The sequence below is a fragment of the Paenibacillus sp. Y568 genome (assembly GCF_059445545.1).
Genome location: NZ_JCAIUM010000002.1, coordinates 64,744 through 85,692, shown reverse-complemented (window position 1 = coordinate 85,692; position 20,949 = coordinate 64,744). Strand labels below are relative to the sequence as shown.

The 20,949-nt window shown below is 39.8% G+C and carries 21 protein-coding genes and 1 pseudogene; 6 read left to right on the top strand and 16 right to left on the bottom strand.

The features are described from left to right. Positions 1-50: 50 nt before the first annotated feature. Positions 51-1,271 carry a nucleoside recognition domain-containing protein gene (locus tag AC1D7X_RS03425; protein ID WP_495456308.1) on the top strand — a complete coding sequence of 407 codons (1,221 nt, stop codon included), beginning with the start codon at positions 51-53 and terminating at the stop codon, positions 1,269-1,271. On the opposite strand, the gene coaD is transcribed toward AC1D7X_RS03425, so the two are convergent. The 9 genes from coaD to AC1D7X_RS03380 form a co-directional block, all read right to left on the bottom strand. Next, positions 1,249-1,761 carry a pantetheine-phosphate adenylyltransferase gene (coaD, locus tag AC1D7X_RS03420; RefSeq protein WP_495456309.1) on the bottom strand — a complete coding sequence of 171 codons (513 nt, stop codon included), beginning with the start codon at positions 1,759-1,761 and terminating at the stop codon, positions 1,249-1,251. The two genes, AC1D7X_RS03425 and coaD, sit on opposite strands and share 23 nt — an antisense overlap. Further along, positions 1,745-2,338, bottom strand: coding sequence for a 16S rRNA (guanine(966)-N(2))-methyltransferase RsmD (rsmD, locus tag AC1D7X_RS03415; RefSeq protein WP_495474670.1), 594 nt, complete (start codon positions 2,336-2,338; stop codon positions 1,745-1,747). Before rsmD ends, coaD begins: the two co-directional genes overlap by 17 nt. Positions 2,339-2,637: 299 nt before the next feature. After that, entirely contained in the window at positions 2,638-3,246 is a 609-nt protein-coding gene (locus tag AC1D7X_RS03410; RefSeq protein ID WP_495456311.1) for a M23 family metallopeptidase, read from the bottom strand. Positions 3,247-3,358: 112 nt separating this feature from the next. Then, positions 3,359-3,484: a YjcZ family sporulation protein gene (locus AC1D7X_RS03405; RefSeq protein WP_495456312.1), complete on the bottom strand. Its 126-nt coding sequence runs from the start codon at positions 3,482-3,484 to the stop codon at positions 3,359-3,361. A gap of 111 nt (positions 3,485-3,595) precedes the next feature. Then, positions 3,596-3,703: a YjcZ family sporulation protein gene (locus tag AC1D7X_RS03400; RefSeq protein WP_495456313.1), complete on the bottom strand. Its 108-nt coding sequence runs from the start codon at positions 3,701-3,703 to the stop codon at positions 3,596-3,598. A 187-nt stretch (positions 3,704-3,890) separates the two neighbouring features. Continuing rightward, entirely contained in the window at positions 3,891-4,109 is a 219-nt protein-coding gene (locus tag AC1D7X_RS03395; RefSeq protein WP_495456314.1) for a helix-turn-helix domain-containing protein, read from the bottom strand. Positions 4,110-4,189: 80 nt separating this feature from the next. Beyond that, entirely contained in the window at positions 4,190-5,068 is an 879-nt protein-coding gene (locus AC1D7X_RS03390; RefSeq protein ID WP_495456315.1) for an SMP-30/gluconolactonase/LRE family protein, read from the bottom strand. A 27-nt stretch (positions 5,069-5,095) separates the two neighbouring features. Further along, complete coding sequence (locus tag AC1D7X_RS03385; protein WP_495474669.1) at positions 5,096-5,764, bottom strand: SGNH/GDSL hydrolase family protein; 669 nt, start codon at positions 5,762-5,764, stop codon at positions 5,096-5,098. A gap of 112 nt (positions 5,765-5,876) precedes the next feature. Further along, positions 5,877-6,704 (bottom strand): AraC family transcriptional regulator, encoded by an 828-nt coding sequence (locus AC1D7X_RS03380; RefSeq protein WP_495456317.1) that lies wholly within the window; start codon positions 6,702-6,704, stop codon positions 5,877-5,879. A gap of 137 nt (positions 6,705-6,841) precedes the next feature. Here AC1D7X_RS03380 and AC1D7X_RS03375 point away from each other — a divergent pair, with 137 nt between their 5' ends. Beyond that, positions 6,842-8,869: a beta-galactosidase gene (locus tag AC1D7X_RS03375; RefSeq protein WP_495474668.1), complete on the top strand. Its 2,028-nt coding sequence runs from the start codon at positions 6,842-6,844 to the stop codon at positions 8,867-8,869. Positions 8,870-8,896: 27 nt separating this feature from the next. On the opposite strand, the gene AC1D7X_RS03370 is transcribed toward AC1D7X_RS03375, so the two are convergent. After that, complete coding sequence (locus AC1D7X_RS03370; protein WP_495456319.1) at positions 8,897-9,037, bottom strand: hypothetical protein; 141 nt, start codon at positions 9,035-9,037, stop codon at positions 8,897-8,899. Between the two features lie 44 nt (positions 9,038-9,081). Between AC1D7X_RS03370 and AC1D7X_RS03365 the strand changes: the two are divergent. Then, positions 9,082-9,295, top strand: a pseudogene (locus AC1D7X_RS03365) (transposase); the annotation flags it as partial. A gap of 222 nt (positions 9,296-9,517) precedes the next feature. Here AC1D7X_RS03365 and AC1D7X_RS03360 read toward each other — a convergent pair. From AC1D7X_RS03360 to AC1D7X_RS03340, 5 genes are all read right to left on the bottom strand, one after another. Next, on the bottom strand, positions 9,518-11,605 hold the full coding sequence (locus AC1D7X_RS03360; protein WP_495474667.1) for a methyl-accepting chemotaxis protein: 2,088 nt from the start codon (positions 11,603-11,605) through the stop codon (positions 9,518-9,520). A gap of 141 nt (positions 11,606-11,746) precedes the next feature. After that, positions 11,747-12,769, bottom strand: coding sequence for a glycoside hydrolase family 130 protein (locus tag AC1D7X_RS03355; protein ID WP_495456321.1), 1,023 nt, complete (start codon positions 12,767-12,769; stop codon positions 11,747-11,749). 31 nt (positions 12,770-12,800) lie between these two features. Beyond that, positions 12,801-13,631: a carbohydrate ABC transporter permease gene (locus tag AC1D7X_RS03350; RefSeq protein ID WP_495474666.1), complete on the bottom strand. Its 831-nt coding sequence runs from the start codon at positions 13,629-13,631 to the stop codon at positions 12,801-12,803. Between the two features lie 2 nt (positions 13,632-13,633). After that, entirely contained in the window at positions 13,634-14,509 is an 876-nt protein-coding gene (locus tag AC1D7X_RS03345; RefSeq protein ID WP_495456323.1) for a carbohydrate ABC transporter permease, read from the bottom strand. 101 nt (positions 14,510-14,610) lie between these two features. Continuing rightward, a complete protein-coding gene (locus AC1D7X_RS03340) occupies positions 14,611-15,957 on the bottom strand; it encodes an ABC transporter substrate-binding protein (protein WP_495456324.1) in 1,347 nt (448 codons plus the stop codon). Between the two features lie 344 nt (positions 15,958-16,301). Here AC1D7X_RS03340 and AC1D7X_RS03335 point away from each other — a divergent pair, with 344 nt between their 5' ends. The 3 genes from AC1D7X_RS03335 to AC1D7X_RS03325 are packed head-to-tail and all read left to right on the top strand — an operon-like array spanning position 16,302 to position 20,066. Further along, a complete protein-coding gene (locus tag AC1D7X_RS03335; protein ID WP_495456325.1) occupies positions 16,302-17,315 on the top strand; it encodes a substrate-binding domain-containing protein in 1,014 nt (337 codons plus the stop codon). Between the two features lie 48 nt (positions 17,316-17,363). Then, positions 17,364-19,349, top strand: coding sequence for a GTP-binding protein (locus tag AC1D7X_RS03330; RefSeq protein WP_495456326.1), 1,986 nt, complete (start codon positions 17,364-17,366; stop codon positions 19,347-19,349). A gap of 45 nt (positions 19,350-19,394) precedes the next feature. Next, positions 19,395-20,066, top strand: a complete 672-nt coding sequence (locus AC1D7X_RS03325) for a tetratricopeptide repeat protein (RefSeq protein ID WP_495456327.1) — start codon at positions 19,395-19,397, stop codon at positions 20,064-20,066. Positions 20,067-20,071: 5 nt separating this feature from the next. Here AC1D7X_RS03325 and AC1D7X_RS03320 read toward each other — a convergent pair whose 3' ends face one another. Further along, a complete protein-coding gene (locus AC1D7X_RS03320; protein ID WP_495456328.1) occupies positions 20,072-20,704 on the bottom strand; it encodes an SGNH/GDSL hydrolase family protein in 633 nt (210 codons plus the stop codon). Positions 20,705-20,949: the final 245 nt, after the last annotated feature.

The window sequence follows — 20,949 nt, the reverse complement described above, 5'->3', positions numbered from 1 at the left end:
TCATTGCGATACGGCTCTGCAATATTTATTTACATGAGGTGATAATGACCATGTTTAGTCGCAGCAAATATCTATTCAGGCCTTCTTCGATCACGTTCTTATTAGGCATTCTTTCCTTTTTACTTGTCGTGGGAATCGTTAGTTCTCCTGAACAGACCTTTCAAGCATCATTACAGGGACTATCGATGTGGTGGCATATTGTTTTCCCCTCATTGCTTCCTTTTCTCGTACTTTCCGAAATGCTTATAGCCTATGGATGGGTTCATGGGATTGGAGTCCTATTAGAACCCCTTATGAGAAAGGTGTTCGGCCTACCTGGAGTTAGTGGATGGGCGCTAACTATGGGAATGACAACAGGTTTCCCTGGTGGTGCTCATTCCACATTACAATTGGTCGATCAAGGCGAGCTCACCCCACGTGAAGCGGAACGGGTCACTTGGCTATCTCACTTCTGTAACCCCATGACGCTCATTATTTTCGTCGGAATCGGTTTATTTAATAGACCATCAGCAGGTTATTGGCTACTAGGTATCCATTGGATTACTGGTATTCTTGCTTTTTTAACATACACATTTCTCAGCAAACGTATTAGACATCATAAATCAGCAAACCCAGTCATCGTCCAAGGGGGTATTCAACATTCTCAGCCTCCTCTGATCCGAAGAGTATGGATTGCCATGGATAAGGCCCACGTTCGGGATGGTCGAAGCTTCGGCAAACTTCTGGGTGAGTCGGTAAGTCACGCCGTTCAGACACTGATGGTCGTTGGAGGATATATTATCATCATGGCCGTCATCATTCATCTGGTAAGCTATTATATGATCCCCGGAGTCCCTTCATATTACGTAGCTGGAATATTTGAACTTCATTTGGGAGCGAAGGCGATCAGCTCAAGCACGGTTCTAACACCCGCTATCCAATGGTCGTTACTGTCAGCCATGCTTGGATGGAGCGGGGTATGTGCTCTGTTACAATCGATCTCACCCCTAGCCAAAATAGGGATAAGACGCTTACCTTTTATTATAATTAGATTGTTACATGGCGCTTATGCTTTCGGACTAACATTACTCATATGGAAGCCCCTACAACGCTTTGTTCTTGAATCCGAGCCCGCATTCTCTTATTTGCCTAGCTACTCCACGCACACAAGAGAAACTTCCGGTCTGTGGTCTAGCATACCTGTCATGTTAGAATGGCAAGTTCTCGTATTACTTAGCTTACTTCTAGCATCATTAGGAATCGTCTTATTTACTTCTCGTCGTTCCCATTAAACTTCTGATGTAAGGCTTGTCCAACTTCTGGAGAAACCCATTCTGTCAGGTCACCATTGAAATGGGCAATCTCTTTGACCAGACTTGAACTTAAATAGGAGTATTTAGGATTTGTCATCATAAATATCGTCTCTGCATCAGGGTTCAATTTATGATTTGTAGAAGCGAGTTGTAGCTCATATTCAAAATCCGTCACCGTCCGAATACCGCGTACAATAACATGTGCATCTTTATCTCTTACATAATTAGCTAGGAGGTCACGAAAGCTATCCACTTGCACATTTGGAATATTGGCTGTTACCTGTCTCAACAGTTCCTTACGTTCTTCAACAGTAAACAATGCATTCTTACTGAGATTATTCAACACAGCCACAATAAGAATATCGAATTGCTTTGAAGCCCGTAATATAATATCCATATGTCCTAGAGTAACCGGATCGAAACTTCCCGGATATACTCCTACGCGTGGTACATTAATCTGTTCTTTCATGATGTTCCTCCTCGGTCTTTTCACCTAAGTTATACTCATAAATAGTAATGGCAGATTCCCCGTACAACGCTTTACGAGTACAAAAGAAATGACCAAACTCATCTGGATATTCGTATTTCGACTCATGTTCAATGACGATAGTTGCTAGATCTTGAAGTAACGATCTCTCGTGCATTTGCTGTAGTAAATCGTCCGCGTTCTTCATGCGATACGGGGGATCTAGAAATACGGCATCCACAAGAACGCCACGCTTAGCAAGAACTTTGATCGCTCTCTCCGCGTCATTACGGAACACTTCACTTTGACTCTCCAATCGAGTAGCCTTAAGATTCGCATGGATTGTCTCAATACTTTTGGGATCCATATCAATGAATATACCGTGTTCCATACCTCGACTCAGAGCCTCAATGCCCAAGCCTCCTGTTCCAGCAAATAAATCCAGTACAGTCCCTCCTTCAAAATAAGGACCAATCATGCTGAACACAGCTTCTTTCACTTTATCTGTCGTCGGTCTTGTTCCCGTTCCAGGAACACTCTTTAAAGGTCTCCCCTTTGCGCTTCCCGATACCACTCTCACTAGTTCTATTCACCCATTCTCTATCTGAAGTCCAATGCTTTATTTAGCATTTTTATGACGATATCGTACCACACAATAGCTTACTTTGAAAAACCATCAACATTTGGATGTAGGTTTATTTATCTATTATGTATAAAAAAGACCGTACAGGGAATGCTTACTTTATCGGCATCAAAAGAATGTCGTAGACAACCGTAGAAGACTTACGTTTCCCCATAAGCTCTTCGTCCGGTTTCTCCTCTCCCATGAGGACGCCCTGCAAGGGGCGTCCAATTTTTTTTGATTCCAAAACCAATTTCTTAACCATTTTGTTTCGGTTGCCCTGACGCTTCCCGCAGGATATCCGCTAATCGCCCTATTTCCTTTTTTTCCGTTGGTGTTTTAGCAGCTCCCCATGCTGGTTTTAAATATTTATCAATAATGGCGTTAGCATCTTTCATATCCACTTTGGGTAACTCCTCTTTTTTTGAATAAAAATTTTGCAAGTACTTCGTTGGATCTACCACTCCGATCTCTGTTTCCGTGTAACCAAATAAAGGCGAATCTGCCTTGCGGATCTCATAATGCAGATGTTCACCCGTGCTCTGTCCCGTACTACCTTGAAGTCCCACCTCCTGATTTCTCCGTACCCGATCACCCACTTTGACAGACGCTTTCAACAGATGAGCATAACAATGCAAATAACCATTCACGTCTTTGATCGCCACCACGATCCCATATCCTCCAAATCCCGAACCCTTCACACCTTCCTTACCATAAATGACTTCACCAGGAACAAATGCGTATATCGGTCCGTTGGATGGGATAGTAACAAGATCGATTCCCTTGTGAAATTTAAGTACTTTATATACTGGATGCATACGCAATCCGAATGGGCTCGTTTGTCTATATGATTCAAATGGATTCAATATTAGCCCTCCGATTCTCAGATGTAATATAATCTGCTAGCGTTCTTTATTGAGGCATCAGACCAAAATAACCTGGGAGCAGACGCCCCAGGTTATTTATATTATAGGATTATTAACAAAGACCTAGACCTAACGTAATGATGACCAATAGAATAAAGAGTACAAGAATTGCTCCTGTTGATGTGAAAGGTGAACCACATCCAGCTCCAACTCCTCCAACTGCTCCATAACCGCTCATGTATTTTCCTCCTTTCAAAGGAAATTAAATCTTACCATCTGTTAAAGTTCAGGACAGGCAATTATATTCTACATTTTGGTCGATCGTGATGTTTGAATTATTCCATGATGCTTAGAGAATAAACGCACGTGTAATAATAACCAATAAGATGAACAGAACCAAAATTGCACCAGTTGATGTGAAAGGACTCGGGCCAACTCCATAGCCAACTTCGCTCATTTCAATTCCTCCCTTCCCTTTAACATATTGTAGGATATGTAGCAGAGGGTCCCCGCGGTCTAGTCATTCCCCCATTTTAAAGAGCGATTTACGCCCATTTCAACAATCACAACCGAAAATGGCCATTCAAAAAGGAGACCCTATGCAGAGCCTCCCCATGTTAACAATTCAATTACCAACCACAGTTTCACAATTCTTTCGGCTCTTGATCACGTTTTCTTTGATCGACAAGACCTAAATCTCCTAGCTCTCGATATTTCCTCATCCACACCTTGAGTCGTCCAATATCGGCAATTCCAAGTATAGCAGCGACCTCTTTCTTGGTCATACCTTGAAGACGCATATCTACAGCCTTTTTCTTCGTATCCAGACTATAAGAACTAAATACTTGTCCTTTCTTAGCCAATATAATCACCTCAAGATATTTATCGGACACAAGAGGTCATTATATAATCTTTTTCATACCGTCGTTTAGAATAAGATCTTTCATATTTGTTTGAAAGGAACTGTTGGTTGGCCTTTAATACCTGTATGGACTCGAAAAAGATTTCCGGATAGAGGTTGCGCTTCCATATCTTCATCTTTCATTCCGGCGCAGGCTGTTGTGATGTATAGATCTTCCAAATCACTACCGCCAAATACACATGAAGTCACATGACCAGCCGGTACCTCAATGGTATCTAAAAGATCACCCGTATGTGGATTCCAACGTCCCACCCTTCCTCCATCCCACTCTGCAATCCACAGCATTCCTTCCGAATCCACTGTCATTCCATCCGGGAAGCCAGCATCTTCTGGCATCTTAAATGCTACTCGGCGGTTACTGATCGAACCCGTAATTCCATCATAATCAAAGGCATCTACTTGACTAGTCGGTGTGTCAATATAATACATTACTGAACCATCTGGACTCCATCCTAATCCATTCGACGTTGACACATTAGATAATACCTTACGAATGGATGAGTCATGATCTAGACAGTAAAGCGACCCACGGTTCTTCTGATCTTCAAGACTCATCGTCCCTGCCCAGAATCGGCCAAACGGATCGCATTTCCCGTCATTAAATCGATTGTTAGGGTGATCCTGTTCAGGGTTAACAATAAATGTAAGTTCTCCTGTAGATAACCGATATTTATGAAAACCTTCATATAATGCTACAATAACCTCATCTTCACGATAAGGAACAACAGCACCAATTAACTGCCCCACTTCATAAGTAACATTTTCTCCCGAATCAGGATAATAGATATGTAATTGATGACTCTCGATATCCACCCACAACAATCTATTCCCTTCTGCGTCCCAACTTGGACCTTCTCCTAATGTAGCATTTGTAGGAACAACGACTTTCAATGGTTCCATACGTAATAACCTCCTTTTAACAAATCCTTAGTTGTTGTCTCGATTCCATGAGAATCCTATAGCATTTAAAAATTCATGTGTTAGGGTCATATGGCCTCTCTGACCAGGGTGTACACGATCCCAGCTTGTCGATAGTGATGATAGATATACGTGTTCAGATAACTGATCGAATACTTGTTGTGTATTCACAAATATAACATCAAATTCTTCAGCAATTTTCTTCACTATACCACCATACACATCCATCGTGGCACGCATGGGATCATTCAAATTAGGTTCCAAATAATAAGGACTCATCAACACTAGTCCTTTCACTAATGGCAATGTATCTCGAACAAGTTCTCGAAGAGTATTCTCATATTCATCAAGATAGACGTGTTCCTTCGGATTTAACGCTTGGTCGAATTGACGCCATACATCATTCGTCCCAATCATTATAGATAACCAATCTGGCTTTAAATCTAGCACATCACTTTGCCAACGTGTCTTCAAATGACGTACTGTATCTCCTCCTATGCCCGTATTTAACGTACGAATCATAAGCTCTGGATAAACAGCATTCAATAATGCATCTACTTGAGCTACATACCCATACCCAAGTTGATTAAATCCACCTTCCCCTACAGGAAACTGGCGTCCACAATCCGTAATTGAATCTCCAATAAATAAAAGCGTATCATTCTTTGTAAGCTTCATCTTTTATTCCTCTCCTTAATCATCATCATTATATTATTCTCTATATGAAACCACTTACATTTTAATATGGGAAGTTGTCCCAGTCTATAACTAATATAATAAAGACAATAAGTTAGTATAATGTACGGTATTGCTCAGGTGTCACTCCTTCAATTCGCCGAAATGTCGCCACAAAATGACTAACATCCCTAAACCCGACGTAGTGGGCTGTATCCTTCACTGTAACGCTAGAGTCACCTGTCATTCTTTCCTTCGCTTTACGAATTCGAAGCATAATTAAATAAGCATATGCTGTCATACCAAAACTCTGTTTAAACATGGTGTTCAAATGACGCGAACTAATTCTTATCTCGAGTCCCATACGTTCAAGTCCTAGATTCGGATCACCATAGTTCCGTTCCATTAAAGAGAGAACTGGTGTAAGCCGCTCGATCGCATGTGAAATGGACGGTAAATTATTAATTTGACCATGTTTCTTCAATAAGATGAGGAATCGATAGATATCTCCCGACACATCAAGTTCAGATACTTCCCGGTCGCTAGCAATGGAATCTAATACCCGTGAAGCATAGTTCTGCAACTCACTTTTCTGATCCCACTGGTAAAAGGAAGATTGATTCAACCCTAGAGAGGACAGGATTACGTTTGCTTGTGAACCCATAAAGGTGATATACACTGTCTCCCATGTGTTCATAGTCGGCTTATATTCATGAGGTTCATTTGGAAGTAATAGAACGCCTGAATGTTCCTTCAATAATAATGTGGTTCCACCAAAAGTAAATTCACCTTCTCCACGAACCGTCTGCAACCAGTGATAACAAGGATAACCACTAGGTCTATTAAAGTCCTCTTGTGCTTGATTGAATCCAATACTTTCCATATATAGTGGTAGCTGTCGTTCTCTAAAGTTGGTAAAAAATCGACGATGCTGAGCGTGCATACAATTCCCCTTTCCAATTCATCAAAAATACAACATTAAAGTTCCGAATTGTTATATAAGGTATACCTTTTATTATATTTTAAAGGGAATATAAATACTATAAGATAGTATTATTCTTATATGAAGAGGTGAAGGACTTGATCAGTAATAAACTACCCAAAATGTTCTACGGCGGCGATTATAATCCTGAACAATACGATCAGGCAACCCATGTAGAAGATTTACGCATGTTTAAATTAGCTGGAATTGACATTGCTACGATTAATGTATTCTCTTGGGCACTTAATCAACCTGATGAAGATACATATAACTTCGAATGGCTTGACGAATTAATCGATAGTCTATATAACAGTGGCGTCTATGTTTGTTTAGCAACAAGTACAGCAGCACATCCCGCTTGGATGGCGACCAAATATCCTGACGTTCTACGCGTAGATACAGATGGACATAAACGGAAATTTGGTGGACGTCACAATTCTTGTCCAAACAGTCCTACTTACCGTAAATACTCCGAACGTATTGCTCATAAATTAGCAGAGCGTTACAAGGATCACCCTGCCATTCTCGTATGGCATGTATCCAATGAGTATGGTGGCGAATGTTATTGCGATAACTGTGCAGCTGGATTCCGTGTATGGTTGAAAGAACAGTATGGTACTATAGAGAACCTTAACCGGGCTTGGAATGCTAACTTCTGGGGACATACTTTCTATGATTGGGAAGAAATAGTTCCGCCAACGAACCTCAGTGAGCATTGGGGTAATAACAATTCCACCTTCCAAGGCATTTCACTTGATTATTCTAGATTTAACTCGGATGGAATTCTGGATTGCTACCGTTTGGAATACGATGCGATCAAATCAGTCATTCCAGATTCTATGATTACAACGAATCTAATGGGATTCTTCAAGCCTCTTGATTACTTCAAGTGGGCTAAATACATGGACATCATCTCATGGGACAGTTATCCAGGCCTTGATACCCCTGTAAGCTTCACAGCGATGGCTCATGACCTCATGCGTGGACTTAAAGACGGACAACCCTTCATGTTGATGGAACAGACACCAAGCCAACAGAATTGGCAAGCCTATAACTCCCTCAAGCGTCCAGGCATTATGCGTTTGTGGAGTTACCAAGCTGTAGCTCATGGTGCAGATACAATCATGTTCTTCCAAATGCGTCGCTCTGCAGGTGCTTGTGAGAAATACCATGGTGCGGTAATCGAACATGTCGGTCATGAGAATACTCGTGTATTCCGCGAAGTAGCTGAAGTAGGTAGAGAACTTCAATTACTAGGAGATAAAACATTAGATACGGTGACAGAATCCAAAGTTGGAATTCTATTCGATTGGGAGAACTGGTGGGCAGTAGAGAAATCTAGCGGACCTACCATTGCACTCAATTATGTAGATCAAGTTCACAAATATTACGCTGCTCTTTTCCGTCGTAACATTTCTACAGATATCATCAGTGTAGATAGTGACTTCAGCAAATACGATATCGTAATTTCACCAGTCCTATACATGGTTAAACCAGGTGTAGCTAAGAAACTAGAAGACTTTGTTCAAGCTGGGGGTACATTTTTAACGACATTCTTCAGTGGAATTGTTAACGAAACAGATTTGGTTACTTTAGGTGGTTACCCAGGTGAACTTCGCAAGTTGTTAGGAATTTGGGTAGAAGAAATTGATGCCCTATTCCCTGATGCACGCAACAAGATTGTCATGACCAATACCCTTGGAGATCTTCAAGGCGATTACAACTGTGGCTTGTTATGCGATTTATTGCATAGTGAAGGCGCTGAAGTATTAGCTGAATATGGCGAAGACTTCTATCAAGGCATGCCTGTATTAACTCGCAATTCATTTGGCAAAGGTGAAGCATGGTATGTGGCATCTGATCCAGAAGATAGCTTCATTGACGGCCTTCTGAAATCACTTTGTGATGCGAAAGGAATTGAACCATTACTAGTGACTCCTGCAGGTGTTGAAGTGAGTCGTCGTTCCAAAGAGGGTCAAGATTATCTATTCGTAATGAATCATAATGCAACAGAGCAATCATTCGAACTCGGACAACTTCAAGCTCGTGATTTGCTTACAGAGACAGATCTTAAAGGTTCGGTCCAAATCGCAGGTCGAGGTGTACAGATTTTAGAAATGAAATAACAAATAATCAAAAATAAAGGCGACTTTTCATTCAGAATTGAATGGGAAATCGCCTTTATTTATGTTCTGCTCGAGGTCATTCATTTGACGAAGCATATTATCTTTAGGTACGACGGTACCGCTATCGCTTTTACGAAATCGTTCCGTCCTCTGCGCTACCTTAAGCATATTTTTGCAACTTCTCAACCGTAATAAAAGAAAATTGCCCATTTTTGACAAAATGGAAGTTCGACCAACTGGATTTAGAAGAAGATATTCCACAGAATCACCTCGTTCGTCTCGTAAATCGGCTGGACGATGATCTTTGACGTAGCCTATTCCGGTGGTGGAAGGGACAGCTACCATCTTAAAATGCTTACCCAAGTCATTCACACCAACACCCAGCGTATCTATTCTTCCCGTCAAATTGCAAAATTTACGGCGGAGATTACTGCTTCATGGCATGGAAAAAGTAACGCTAGGTCGGGTGGTTTTCACTTACCCACAATCTACTGAAACACGCCGCGATTGATCAAAAACGCAGAGTAGCGATCCTCCAATAATGGGAGAATCGCTACTCTGTTGACTTTTTTACTGATTGAGAATGATGAAAATGTACTTATGGAACAGCCCCTATAAGTTCTATATAATTGATATCCTAATTTATCCTCAAATCGTGAACTGCTCCATTTTTTCTTTAAGCTGATTGGAGGCATTCTCTAGATTCTCTGAGAGAGTAACGAGTATCCCACTGATGATCTGTTGTTCATTGCTAAGTGATGCTACTTCTTCGGATGTTGCAGAAGACTCTTCTGCTACAGAACTCACGTTACCCATGGCTTCCGACAGTACCACTTGAGATTGATTCAAGCCTTCAATGGATACCGTTACAACTTCAAGGTGGTTAACCAAATTCATCATTTCATCTTGTACGGATGCAAAAATATGGTTCGTATCCTTCACCGCTGTCACTTGCTGACCGAACATCGGTGTAACTTCAGATAAAACAATAACCGTCTCGTTCACTTCGTTCATAATCTGATCTGTAATCTGACCCACGATGTCAATCGATTGTCTGGATTGCTCAGCAAGTTTCCGAATTTCATCAGCTACCACCATAAACCCTTTACCAGCCGCTCCTGCACGTGCTGCTTCGATTGTAGCATTGAGTGACAATATATTCGTCTGTTTCGTAATATTATGCATGACATCTAACACCTTAATAACAGATGATGCTGTTTCCTTAAGACCCATCGCCTTATCCACTAACTTCCCTGTCATTTCTTCTGTAGCATTCGTTACTTTCAGAAGTTCTTCAAGCTGCATCATGCCTTGTCCACTTGACTCACTTACATTTTGAACAGCTTCTCCCATCTCACGATTAGTAGCCATAACATGACACATTTGACTAGAAATCTGCTCTGTGAGTTCATTTCCATCTTCTGCTTCCTCAGCTAACTTGGTAGCTCCAATAGCAATTTCCTCCGTAGCTGTTGCAATCTCTTGTGCTGATATCGCTGTCTTTCTAGATGCATCGCCAAGTTCTCCTGCTGTCTCAAGCACTACCTGTGCCGTCTGATTGGTTTTGCTTACCAAGGCCGTGATTTGTTCCATCATGCTATTAAATGAAATTGACAATCTACCAATTTCATCTCGACTTTGGGCTTTCATTCTAACTTTCAGGTTACCTTTAGCTGCTTCGTTCATTAAACTCCCCATTAAACCTAATGGGCGGGATATCGCTCTAGCCATCCATAGGCCTACTAGTATAGCAATAAGTGCAACGATCGCTGCGGTTATATACGTAGTCAGCAATATTTTTTTTGCGTCTTTTACTAAATTGGCAATTGGAACAATACTTAGAAGCTTCCACTCCGAACCATCCAACGTACTGTAAACGGTTAGTACAGCATTCCCATTAGCATCTTTAGCTTGTATGCTTCCCATATCTTCCTGCCCGTCCTTAGCAACCAAATCAGTAGAAAGTTTCTTGTTAGCACCTGAAAAGGCCACTAATTGGTTATCTGTTGCGACAAGTTGGATGGCTGTGTTGTCTCCTAAATCAATTTTTTCCAGCTCAGCTGTAATTATGCTTGTTTTGAAGTCTACTACAATCATGTATCCCGACTTACCAAACAACGATTTAGCAAATCGAAACACAGAAGAGTTCTCCACGTCATCTACCTTTAGCTCATCGCTCATCCAAGTTGAACTACCCGCTTCTTGAAGAGTCTTATACCAATCTTTTTCTTTCACATGATCTAAAAAATGGTCTACCGTAGTCCCTGTTGCGATATTTACCACTTGATCATTAGAAGGTATTAAATAGACCCCTAATACTCCTTTATTTGCAAATACCCAGTTGCCCAATTCATTAGATAATTTATTCTTCAATAGGTCACGTTCGTTATCTTCGAGACTCGATAAAGATGCTTGTCTAACCCAATCCTTAAACGCTGGGGTGAACAATGATTTCTCAATCGATTCTTCATAATTATTCAGTATTAAGTTAAGTCTCTCCGCTGTCTGATTGATCATCTGTTGATTGGATATCTTAGCATTATTCTGGATTGTTGCTTTGGACATTTGATAGGATATAATACCTAGTGATAGGACAAATATCATCGAACCTATGAAAAAAATAAGAAATAAGCGAACCCCTACAGACTCAGATGGTTTCATTAATATGACATGTAACCAAGACTTTCTACCAGCCACTTTGGTATCATCTTTTGTTGACTTTGTCTTTCTACCCATCCTGATCACTACTTTCTTTTCATAAATATCTATGTATATAGACCCACAAGAATAATATATAATATATTCCTTTATTTTACTATCAATAAAACAAAAAAAACGGGTAATCAATAGACAATCACCCGTTCTTCATGTTGATTATTAAATTGTGCCGATTTCCTCATCGTCGCCGATGACTTCTGTCGTATCGATAACATACTTAACAATTTCATCTATGGTCGTATAAGCCAGTCCAACATAGGTATCTGCTGCTCCGTAGTAAATAGCAATTTTCCCAGTCTCTGCGTCGTGTAAGGTCGCACATGGGAATACAACATTACTAACAAATCCACGTTCTTCATACCATTCTTCAGGCGTTAGCACATAATTAGAAGAACGATATTTCACTTTAGATGGTTCATCAAGATCTAATATGACAGCACCCATACTATAAACAAGTCCGTTACATGTTCCGGTTACACCATGATAAAACATAAGCCAACCTTCCGTCGTTTCAATCGGAGCAGGTCCTCCTCCAATTTTCACAGATTGCCACCAACCTTGACCACCCCTACTCATCACATGACGGTGTTTACCCCAATATACAAAATCAGGACTTTCACTTAGGAACACATCACCAAATGGTGTATGCCCACTATCACTTGGACGAGACAGCATGACGAAATTATCGTTGATTTTTCTAGGAAATAGTACACCATTACGATTAAACGGTAAGAATGGATTTTCTAAACGAACGAATGTTTTGAATTCTTCGGTTTTCGCTACCCCTATGGCAGCACCGTAGAAATCTGTACACCAGATAATATAGTATGTATCCTCCACTTTAACCAAGCGAGGATCATACGCATAATTAGGTTGAAAAGGTTGTCCCTCTTCATTCACAAAGTCAATTCGTTGTTCTTCAATCGACCAATTCAAGGCATCATCACTCCAACCTAAGTGAAGATGAGGACGACCATTAATAGTCTCAGCCCGAAACACACCGACAAACCGACCTTCGTATGCAGCTACGGCACTATTGAATATTCGGGCAATTCCTTTAGCAGGGTTTCTCTTCACGATTGGGTTCTCACTATGTCTCCATACAGGTCCCACCGCTCCCTCTGGTTTATCTTCCCAAGGCATATTTGCTAGATTCTCTCCAATAATTCTTACTTTATTCATATCAATTCCCCTTTCAATTCATTAGTATGGATTACTTAACTGACCCTTCAAAACCGTTGTAAATGTACTTCTGTAAACTAACAAATACGAGTGTAATCGGTATAATAGTGATCATAATTGCTGCACAGATAACTTCCCATTGTGAACCATATGGTCCTTTGAATTTAAATAAGGCTGTCGATATGACTTGTAAGTTATCGATCGGCATATATAGGAAAGGCGTATAAAAGTCATTATAAATTCCGACACCTTTGATAATTACAACTGTCACAATTGCAGGGACCAATAAAGGTAGAATAATCTTAAAGAAAATGGTGAAGTATGAAGCACCATCTAGCATGGCCGATTCATCCAGTGATTCTGATATAGAATCCAGAAACTGTAGAAATATATACACCGCAATGATATCTGTTCCTAAATACAACAGAATGGGTGCAAACCGCGTATCTACTAGATGAAATGTGTTAATGATCCGATATGTTGCTACTTGCGTAGTTACACTAGGAATCAACGTTGCTAACAAGAAAGCACCCATAAGCAACTTTTTCCCACGAAATTTAAATCTACTTAATACATAGGCAATCATTGAACCTGTTAACGTTGCTCCTACTATAGAAATAATTAAAATAAAGATGGTATTAGCAAAGCCTAGAAGCATTTTACCGTTCACAAATGCCTTCGTGTAATTGGCAAAGTTCAACCAATCGGCTGGGGGAGATAACGGACTTGCAGAACTATATTCCGTTCCTGTCTTCAAGGAGGCAAAGAATACAACTACAATTGGCATTAGAGCCATAAATGCGCCCAATACTAATGTGAGGTATTTAAATATGCTAGCCACACGATATTTGAGTTTATACATATTTAATCCTCCCCTTTAATCAAGAACTTCTGAAGCAGCGTAACGATAATAACGATAATGAGCAGGACAACCGCCATCGCAGAAGCCAGACCCAATTTACCATATTTAAACGCCACGTCTACGGTTTGTATTACGAATGTGTTACTACCATTAGAACCACCCGTCATGATATATGGAATATCAAATGCACTGATTGCACCACTTATCGCAAGGATCATGTTGAGTTGAACAATTTTCTTGATACTCGGAAGAATAATATGGCGGAATTGATGCCATCGATTAGCCCCATCGATATCTGCGGCTTCATAGACATCTTTACCTATGGATGAGATGGCTCCTAGAAAAATAATAAGGTTAAAACCCATATATCTCCATAAGGACGCACCCGCTAATGAAACGTTAATAATTTTAGGATTGAGAAGCCATCCTTGCGTTAGATCAGCAAGCCCAATAGCTTGAAGTAACGTATCAAATGTGCCATCTGGTCTAAAGAAGAATAAGAAGATAAACCCGATTGCAACACCATTTAATAGATAAGGAAAAAATAATACCCCTTTAAAAAAGTTCTTAAAACGGACGTTAAAGCTTAATATCGTAGCAAAATATAATGCTAAACCTAATTGTATAAAGGAACCTACGAAATAATATAAACTGACCTTAAATACTGAGAAGTATTTGGGATCAGTAAAGATCGTTTTATAGTTTTCAAATCCTACATAATCAAACTGTTTGCTGTATCCATTCCAGTTCGTAAAGCTATACTTGAACATATTAATTACAGGTAGATAAGCTAATGTAAACAGTAAAGCTACAGGAATTATAGAGAACGCCAAGATAATAATGATACGTTGTGACTTGTAGCTAAGGTTTCTGAACATCTCACACCTCCATATGTCATACCTCTATCTATATTGGGAAGATAAGGATACGCACCCTGGTGTGCACCCTTATCTTCTTTTGATATCCAATCATCTACTAACTATTTTGTTGCTTTAGCGCGAGATTTCACCCATGCATCGTTCAAATCTTTCATAATATCATCATAAGATTCACTTCTATTTCCAATGGCAGCTTCAATAATACGTTTCTTAAAGTCAGCTTGCCAAAGTCCAATTTCAGAATCCTTGTCGATCTTATCAACCAAGCCTTCTTGACCTGCTTGAGCTGGAGTCTGCAATAAGAATTTCACATCGGTACCTTCGAATTGTTTCAATGTTGTTGGAAGTTCAGCACCCACGATAGGACTCATACCTCCACCCTCTGTTGTAGGGTAACTAGATTTGTTAATAAACCAATCAACCCATGCTTTTGCAGCTTCTTTATTCTTACTATGAACACTTATTCCAAGAGTATAGTCATCAGCCAATGGCATAATCACTTCTTTAGCATTCGTAGGGAATGGCATAAATGCGATATCATCTGGATTACTTGCAATGCCTTTCACTTGACCAATTGCCCATGACCCAAGAACCATAGCTCCGATTTTGCCATTAGCAAGATCGGCTTTAGATGCTTCCCAGTTCGTTGTCGTAGGATCCTTCTCAATTAGACCATTCTTTGCAGCATCATACATTACTTTATAAAGCTCATAGTGTGGTTGACCTTGTACAAAGTTTTCGTCCGTATTAGGCTGTGTCACATTTACATAATCAACATTTCCGGCAGATGTTGTTAATACAGCTTCCCATTGAGTTAAAGGCCAGCTATCAGCATAGTTGGTATACAACGGAACTGCATCACCTTTGTCTTTAATTTTTTGAAGAGCAGATTGGAACTCATCTGGCGTTCTTGGCGTCGTTGTTACACCCGCGTCATTAAACACCTTCTTGTTATAAAGAATTCCCGAGAAATTCACCGTCATTGGAATTCCGTAAGTTTTCCCATCAACTGATCTTTCTTCTAATCCAATGTACTGGGCCTTCATTTGTTCCAACTCTCCAAGTGGCTCGAAGAATTGAGGTGTATCCGCTAGTGGAATACTTGTAGGTAACAATAATACGTCACCATAATCGTCAGAGTTCATACGAATCTTAATCTGACCTTCATAATCAGACAACGCTTGGAAATTAACCTTCACGTCAGGATATTCCTTATTGAACTCCGCAGCGTAATCTTTGAAGACTGTATCAACGATATCCGTTCTCTGTGTGATAACTGTGATATCCCCAGAAACCTTTTTGTCCGTATCTTCTTTCGTTGTTTCGTTGTTACCGGTTGCATTCTTTGTTGCATTTTGTCCCTCATTGTTGTTCTTCGAACAACCCGCAGCCGTTGTAAATACAAGTACTAGTGCCATTAACCCCACAAGCAGTTTGCTTTTTCTCATACCTTAACCCCTCTCAATAAAAATTAAGTTATCGATAAACTACAAAATTATCTATATTGAATACGCTTTCTAGTCAATTACTATTTTCCAAATCATAGTAAAACTCATAAAAGTGTAGATAAATAGCCATATATGTATGTATATATAATAATATTTTTCCTTTGTATTTCAATTCATTATAAGGTTAATAATATAATGAATAACGCTGTTAATTGTTAAAATATAAGGTTAACGGTAAAGTTAATTAATTAACTTTGTTAATATTGTTGTATGAATTACTTAGCAAACTTAGTAAAATGAACTTGAACTAACTAAAGGAATTGCAAATTAGGAAGGTGAATACGTTGAAAAGTAACATTACGATGAAAGATATAGCGAAGAAACTTGGGGTTAGTAGTGTAACGGTGTCTAAAGCACTTAGCAATAAAGAAGGCGTCAGCGATGATTTAAAAATCAAAATAAAAAATTTAGCTGAAGAAATGGGTTATCGCTATAATACTGCCGCCAAATCTATCAAAGATGGACTATCTTATAATATAGGTGTATTGATCCCAGAACGATTTACTGGCATATCCCATTCCTTCTACATGAGGGTATATCAGCATATCTCTCTACATCTCGAACAATATGGCTATTTTGGGATATTGAATATCTTAAGCAGTGATGAAGAAGAGAGTCTTAGTTACCCTAGAATATATAATGAGAAAAAAGTAGATGGCATCATTATCTTAGGTCAGATCAGTAAACCTTATATTGAGACGATCCAAAGCATGGATCTTCCCAAAATATTTTTAGACTTTTATGATGAACATTCTTCTATTGATTCAATCGTCAGCGATAATTTCTATGGAGCCTACGAAATCACCAACTATTTAATTCAAAATAACCATAAGAGGATTGCTTACGTTGGTAACATTTACTCCACTAGTAGCATTCAGGATCGGTTCTTAGGTTACTATAAATCCCTGCTAGAACATGGTTTAGTATTAGACCCAAACCTTATTCTTAATGATAGAGATGAACGTGGAACGTACATCGACATTGTCATACCTGAAGAAACACCAACCGCGTTTGTCTGCAATTGCGATCAGGTTGCTTACAATTTATACGACAGATTAAATGCATTGGGTTATCGCATTCCTGAGGACTTTTCCGTTGTTGGGTTTGATAACGATATATACGCGACGTTGACCACGCCTAAACTTACGACGGTAGAAGTTGATATTGAGAAGATGGCACAATTAGCATTGAAAACAATCATGGACAAAATAACAAATCCTGATCATACCAATGGAAGAGTTCAGGTCCAAGGGAAGATTATATACCGAAATTCTGTTCGTACACTCCCACCCCTGTGATATAATTAATAAAATTAACTATAAATTGTAATCAACGGGGATGTATACATGGCTAGTCAAATAATGAGGAACGTCGGTATTTTCGCTCATGTGGATGCGGGAAAGACAACGACAACAGAACAAATGTTATTTCATAGTGGCATGATTCGGAAGCTGGGTAGTGTCGATACTGGAACGGCGCAAACAGACAACTTAGACATCGAACGCCAACGGGGAATCTCGGTTCGTGCTGCCTCCACTTCTCTCATCTGGCGAGATGTTAATATCAATCTAATAGATACACCAGGACATGTTGATTTCCTGTCCGAAGTGGAACGTTCATTAAGAGTAATGGATGGCGCAATATTAATTATATCTGCGGCAGAAGGAATCCAAGCACAGACTGAAACCATATGGCATGCGCTAACTTCCCTTGGTATACCCACCATTCTATTTGTCAATAAAATGGATCGTCTGGGGGTATCCGTCAAGGATGTGATGAATCAAATTACACGACTCCTTTCTCCCTCCGTTGTTCCACTACAGGTACCACAAGGTGAAGGCGAGTATTTCTCAGGTGTCCTACCCGTATGGAATACGGTACAAGATACCCAGCAATTTGGAATCGATATAGCTCATGTGCTAGCATCTATTGCAGAGCAAGATGAGCAACTTATGGAGCGTTATATCGAAGGTGACCATATCCCCATTGAAGAACTACAGGAGCAATTCCAGACCCTCACGAAGAAGGGAAAGTTGTTCCCTCTTTGCTTCGGATCATCCCAGAAATCCATTGGTGTGTCTGAACTAATGGATACCATCATCGATTATTTACCATCACCATCAGGAAATAACGAAGCTCCTTTATCTGGAATCATCTATAAAATTGAACGAGATAAGACTATGGGAAGAGCTACATATGTTCGAATCTATAATGGTTATCTTCAAAATAGGGATTTAATTCATAACGTCACAAGAGATTTCCATGAGAAAATAACACAAATCCGAAAAGTAGAGGGACAAAAATCTACGGATCTCGGACAGCTATTCTCTGGAGATATAGCTGCGGTATATGGACTAACTCAAAGTAAAATAGGTGATATTCTGGGTAGTTCTGTAGGTATACCTCCCTTATCTGAAATAGCAATTCCATTACTAACCGTTCAAGTACATATCCAAGATAACCACCGATTCCCTGAGTTAGTAGAAGCACTACAAGAGTTAACAGATGAAGACCCATTACTTGATCTACAATGGCTCCAAGAAGAACGAGAACTTCACCTTAAGGTCATGGGGGCTATACAATTAGAGATTCTATCAAGTTTATTAAGGAGTCGTTTCGATCTTGAGGTAATATTTGATCAGCCATCTGTCATATATAAGGAGACTCCCAAACAATCTGGCGAAGGATTTATTGCCTATACGATGCCTAAACCTTGTTGGGCAGTTCTTCGTTTCCACATTGAGCCTCTTCCTCGTGGTAGTGGCCTTGTGTATCATTCGCAAGTTCGATCTGATGATCTTCTTATACGCTATCAGAATGAAGTAGCTCATCGAGTTCCCGAGGCGCTACGACAAGGTCTTCATGGCTGGGAAGTTACAGATCTAAAAGTGACGCTAACGGAAGGACAACATCACGTGTGGCATACCCATCCACTTGATTTCGTAGTGGCAACTCCAATGGGAATTATGAATGGGTTAGCCAATACAGATACAAATCTCCTTGAACCCATGTTAAAATTTAGAATTACTACACCAGAAGAGTATGGTGGAAAAATTCTTAGTGATCTCGTTCAGATGAGGGCAGAATTTGAACCCCCATCTATTCTTCAGGGAAGATTCATGGTAGAAGGCATTTTGCCTGTTGCTACTTCGCTTGAATATCCTGTGAAGCTTCGCTCCATGACCGGTGGAAGAGGAATCATGTCTTCTTCTTTTGCTAGATATCAGGAATGCCCATCCGATGTCCATGTGATTCGCCCTAGACGGGGAGTCGATCCACTTGATCAGTCAAAATACATTTTAAGTGTACGAAATGCTTTAACACAGCTATAACGTTCTTTATGTACGAATAACTTTGTGTAAACTTAGGAGGCTAATATGATTAAATTTATTGGGTTTATGTTGTTGTGGAGAATAATAGGCAATCCTATTCTAGCAATTATTATTATTCTAGCAGTCGTCTATTTATTGGATCGACGTTATGTGGGTGTCTTTCCTAGCTTAACGAAGCCTTACAAACGAATGAAGAAAATTTCTACACTTCGCGGAGAAATTCGAATGAATCCTAATGATGTTACAGCTAAGAATGAACTTTCACGACTACTCATCGAACGCAAGAAATACCAAGAAGCACTCAAATTGCTTGATTCTATACAGGTACAATTCGATCATTCCGCAGAATATTGGGATGATCTAGGTACGGTCAATCTACGACTTGGTCATGTCCAAAAGGGTGAAGAATACATTCTTAAAGCACTAGCTATTAATCCTCGCGTGAAATATGGGCAACCCTACTTACGTTTAGCAGGAATATATCAGCACACCGATCAAAGAAAAGCAGAACAATATGTTAGACAGTTTCAAGAAATCCATTCCTCATCTTGTGAAGCCTCGTATCTATTAGGGGTAATGTATAAAGAAATGGGCCGTAAACAGGAAGCAAACGATGCTTTCCGTGAATCCATTGAAATTTACCGTTCACTCCCTAAATACAAAAAACGCCAAGAACGAAAATGGGCCGTTCGAAGCATTTTCCGAAAAATAGGTTAGACTTTCTAAACAAGAGAACCATACCCTAACCGATATAACTGTTCTGCGATGACACTATATCCATGTCCGTTAGGGTGGAGATGATCAAATGATAGCAACATTCTTTCTCGACCACGGAAAGAAGCATAGATATTAGCAACAGCAAATGTACCATTCACGTAACTCTCTAAGTAACGATTATATTGCTGAACATAATAGGATGCCGCTTCGATTTGAGGAAAAGGATTATATAGTCCTACTACACGGATGATATAGGGACGATTCGATTTACCCTTCAATTGGTAAATCGTTTTTATGATTTTGGCAAAGTTGGCTTCACAGTTATCAAGTGCTTGATTAAATTCACGAGCTGATATATTTCCTCCCGAGGACCTTGCTGTCCGGATCAGATCATTACCTCCAATGGATATTGAAATGATATCTGCCTCGGTAACGGATTGTCTGAAAGAAGGGTTTCTACTTATATAGTCGTATAAACCTTGTGAAGTTAAACCATTGATACCTAGATTGTCATAAGCAATAAATGCTCCTAGATAACGCTCCGACAACCCTCTATATACAGGGACAAATCCATTCCCCGGTAATGCACCGAAGCCAACTGTCAATGAATCTCCTAGCGCCGAGTAATGGAATACCACATTATTCAACCTCCTGAATATGTCTATTAAAACTGGTTACCATAGTTTATGAATGTTGATTCTGTTCTGCAACTGCAGAATGTCCATGGTCTCGGAGAATAAATAGAACAAATCATATACAAACACAAATATAGGCAGACCAAGATAACTATCTTGATCTACCTGTATTTGTATTACTGACTATTGACCATAAACTATAATTACCATGCTATACCCTACTAGATAAAAGGTACTCATGGATTGAA

What these genes read in the sequence shown, in the direction of transcription:
- AC1D7X_RS03360 (WP_495474667.1), bottom strand. Translation starts at nt 11,605, where the DNA reads ATGGGTAGAAAGACAAAGTCAACAAAAGATGATACCAAAGTGGCTGGT.
- AC1D7X_RS03340 (WP_495456324.1), bottom strand. Translation starts at nt 15,957, where the DNA reads ATGAGAAAAAGCAAACTGCTTGTGGGGTTAATGGCACTAGTACTTGTA.
- AC1D7X_RS03425 (WP_495456308.1), top strand. Translation starts at nt 51, where the DNA reads ATGTTTAGTCGCAGCAAATATCTATTCAGGCCTTCTTCGATCACGTTC.
- AC1D7X_RS03385 (WP_495474669.1), bottom strand. Translation starts at nt 5,764, where the DNA reads ATGAAGCTTACAAAGAATGATACGCTTTTATTTATTGGAGATTCAATT.
- AC1D7X_RS03355 (WP_495456321.1), bottom strand. Translation starts at nt 12,769, where the DNA reads ATGAATAAAGTAAGAATTATTGGAGAGAATCTAGCAAATATGCCTTGG.
- AC1D7X_RS03400 (WP_495456313.1), bottom strand. Translation starts at nt 3,703, where the DNA reads ATGAGCGAAGTTGGCTATGGAGTTGGCCCGAGTCCTTTCACATCAACT.
- AC1D7X_RS03405 (WP_495456312.1), bottom strand. Translation starts at nt 3,484, where the DNA reads ATGAGCGGTTATGGAGCAGTTGGAGGAGTTGGAGCTGGATGTGGTTCA.
- AC1D7X_RS03345 (WP_495456323.1), bottom strand. Translation starts at nt 14,509, where the DNA reads ATGTTCAGAAACCTTAGCTACAAGTCACAACGTATCATTATTATCTTG.
- AC1D7X_RS03330 (WP_495456326.1), top strand. Translation starts at nt 17,364, where the DNA reads ATGGCTAGTCAAATAATGAGGAACGTCGGTATTTTCGCTCATGTGGAT.
- AC1D7X_RS03370 (WP_495456319.1), bottom strand. Translation starts at nt 9,037, where the DNA reads ATGCTTAAGGTAGCGCAGAGGACGGAACGATTTCGTAAAAGCGATAGC.
- AC1D7X_RS03390 (WP_495456315.1), bottom strand. Translation starts at nt 5,068, where the DNA reads ATGGAACCATTGAAAGTCGTTGTTCCTACAAATGCTACATTAGGAGAA.
- AC1D7X_RS03350 (WP_495474666.1), bottom strand. Translation starts at nt 13,631, where the DNA reads ATGTATAAACTCAAATATCGTGTGGCTAGCATATTTAAATACCTCACA.
- coaD (WP_495456309.1), bottom strand. Translation starts at nt 1,761, where the DNA reads ATGAAAGAACAGATTAATGTACCACGCGTAGGAGTATATCCGGGAAGT.
- AC1D7X_RS03380 (WP_495456317.1), bottom strand. Translation starts at nt 6,704, where the DNA reads ATGCACGCTCAGCATCGTCGATTTTTTACCAACTTTAGAGAACGACAG.
- AC1D7X_RS03325 (WP_495456327.1), top strand. Translation starts at nt 19,395, where the DNA reads ATGATTAAATTTATTGGGTTTATGTTGTTGTGGAGAATAATAGGCAAT.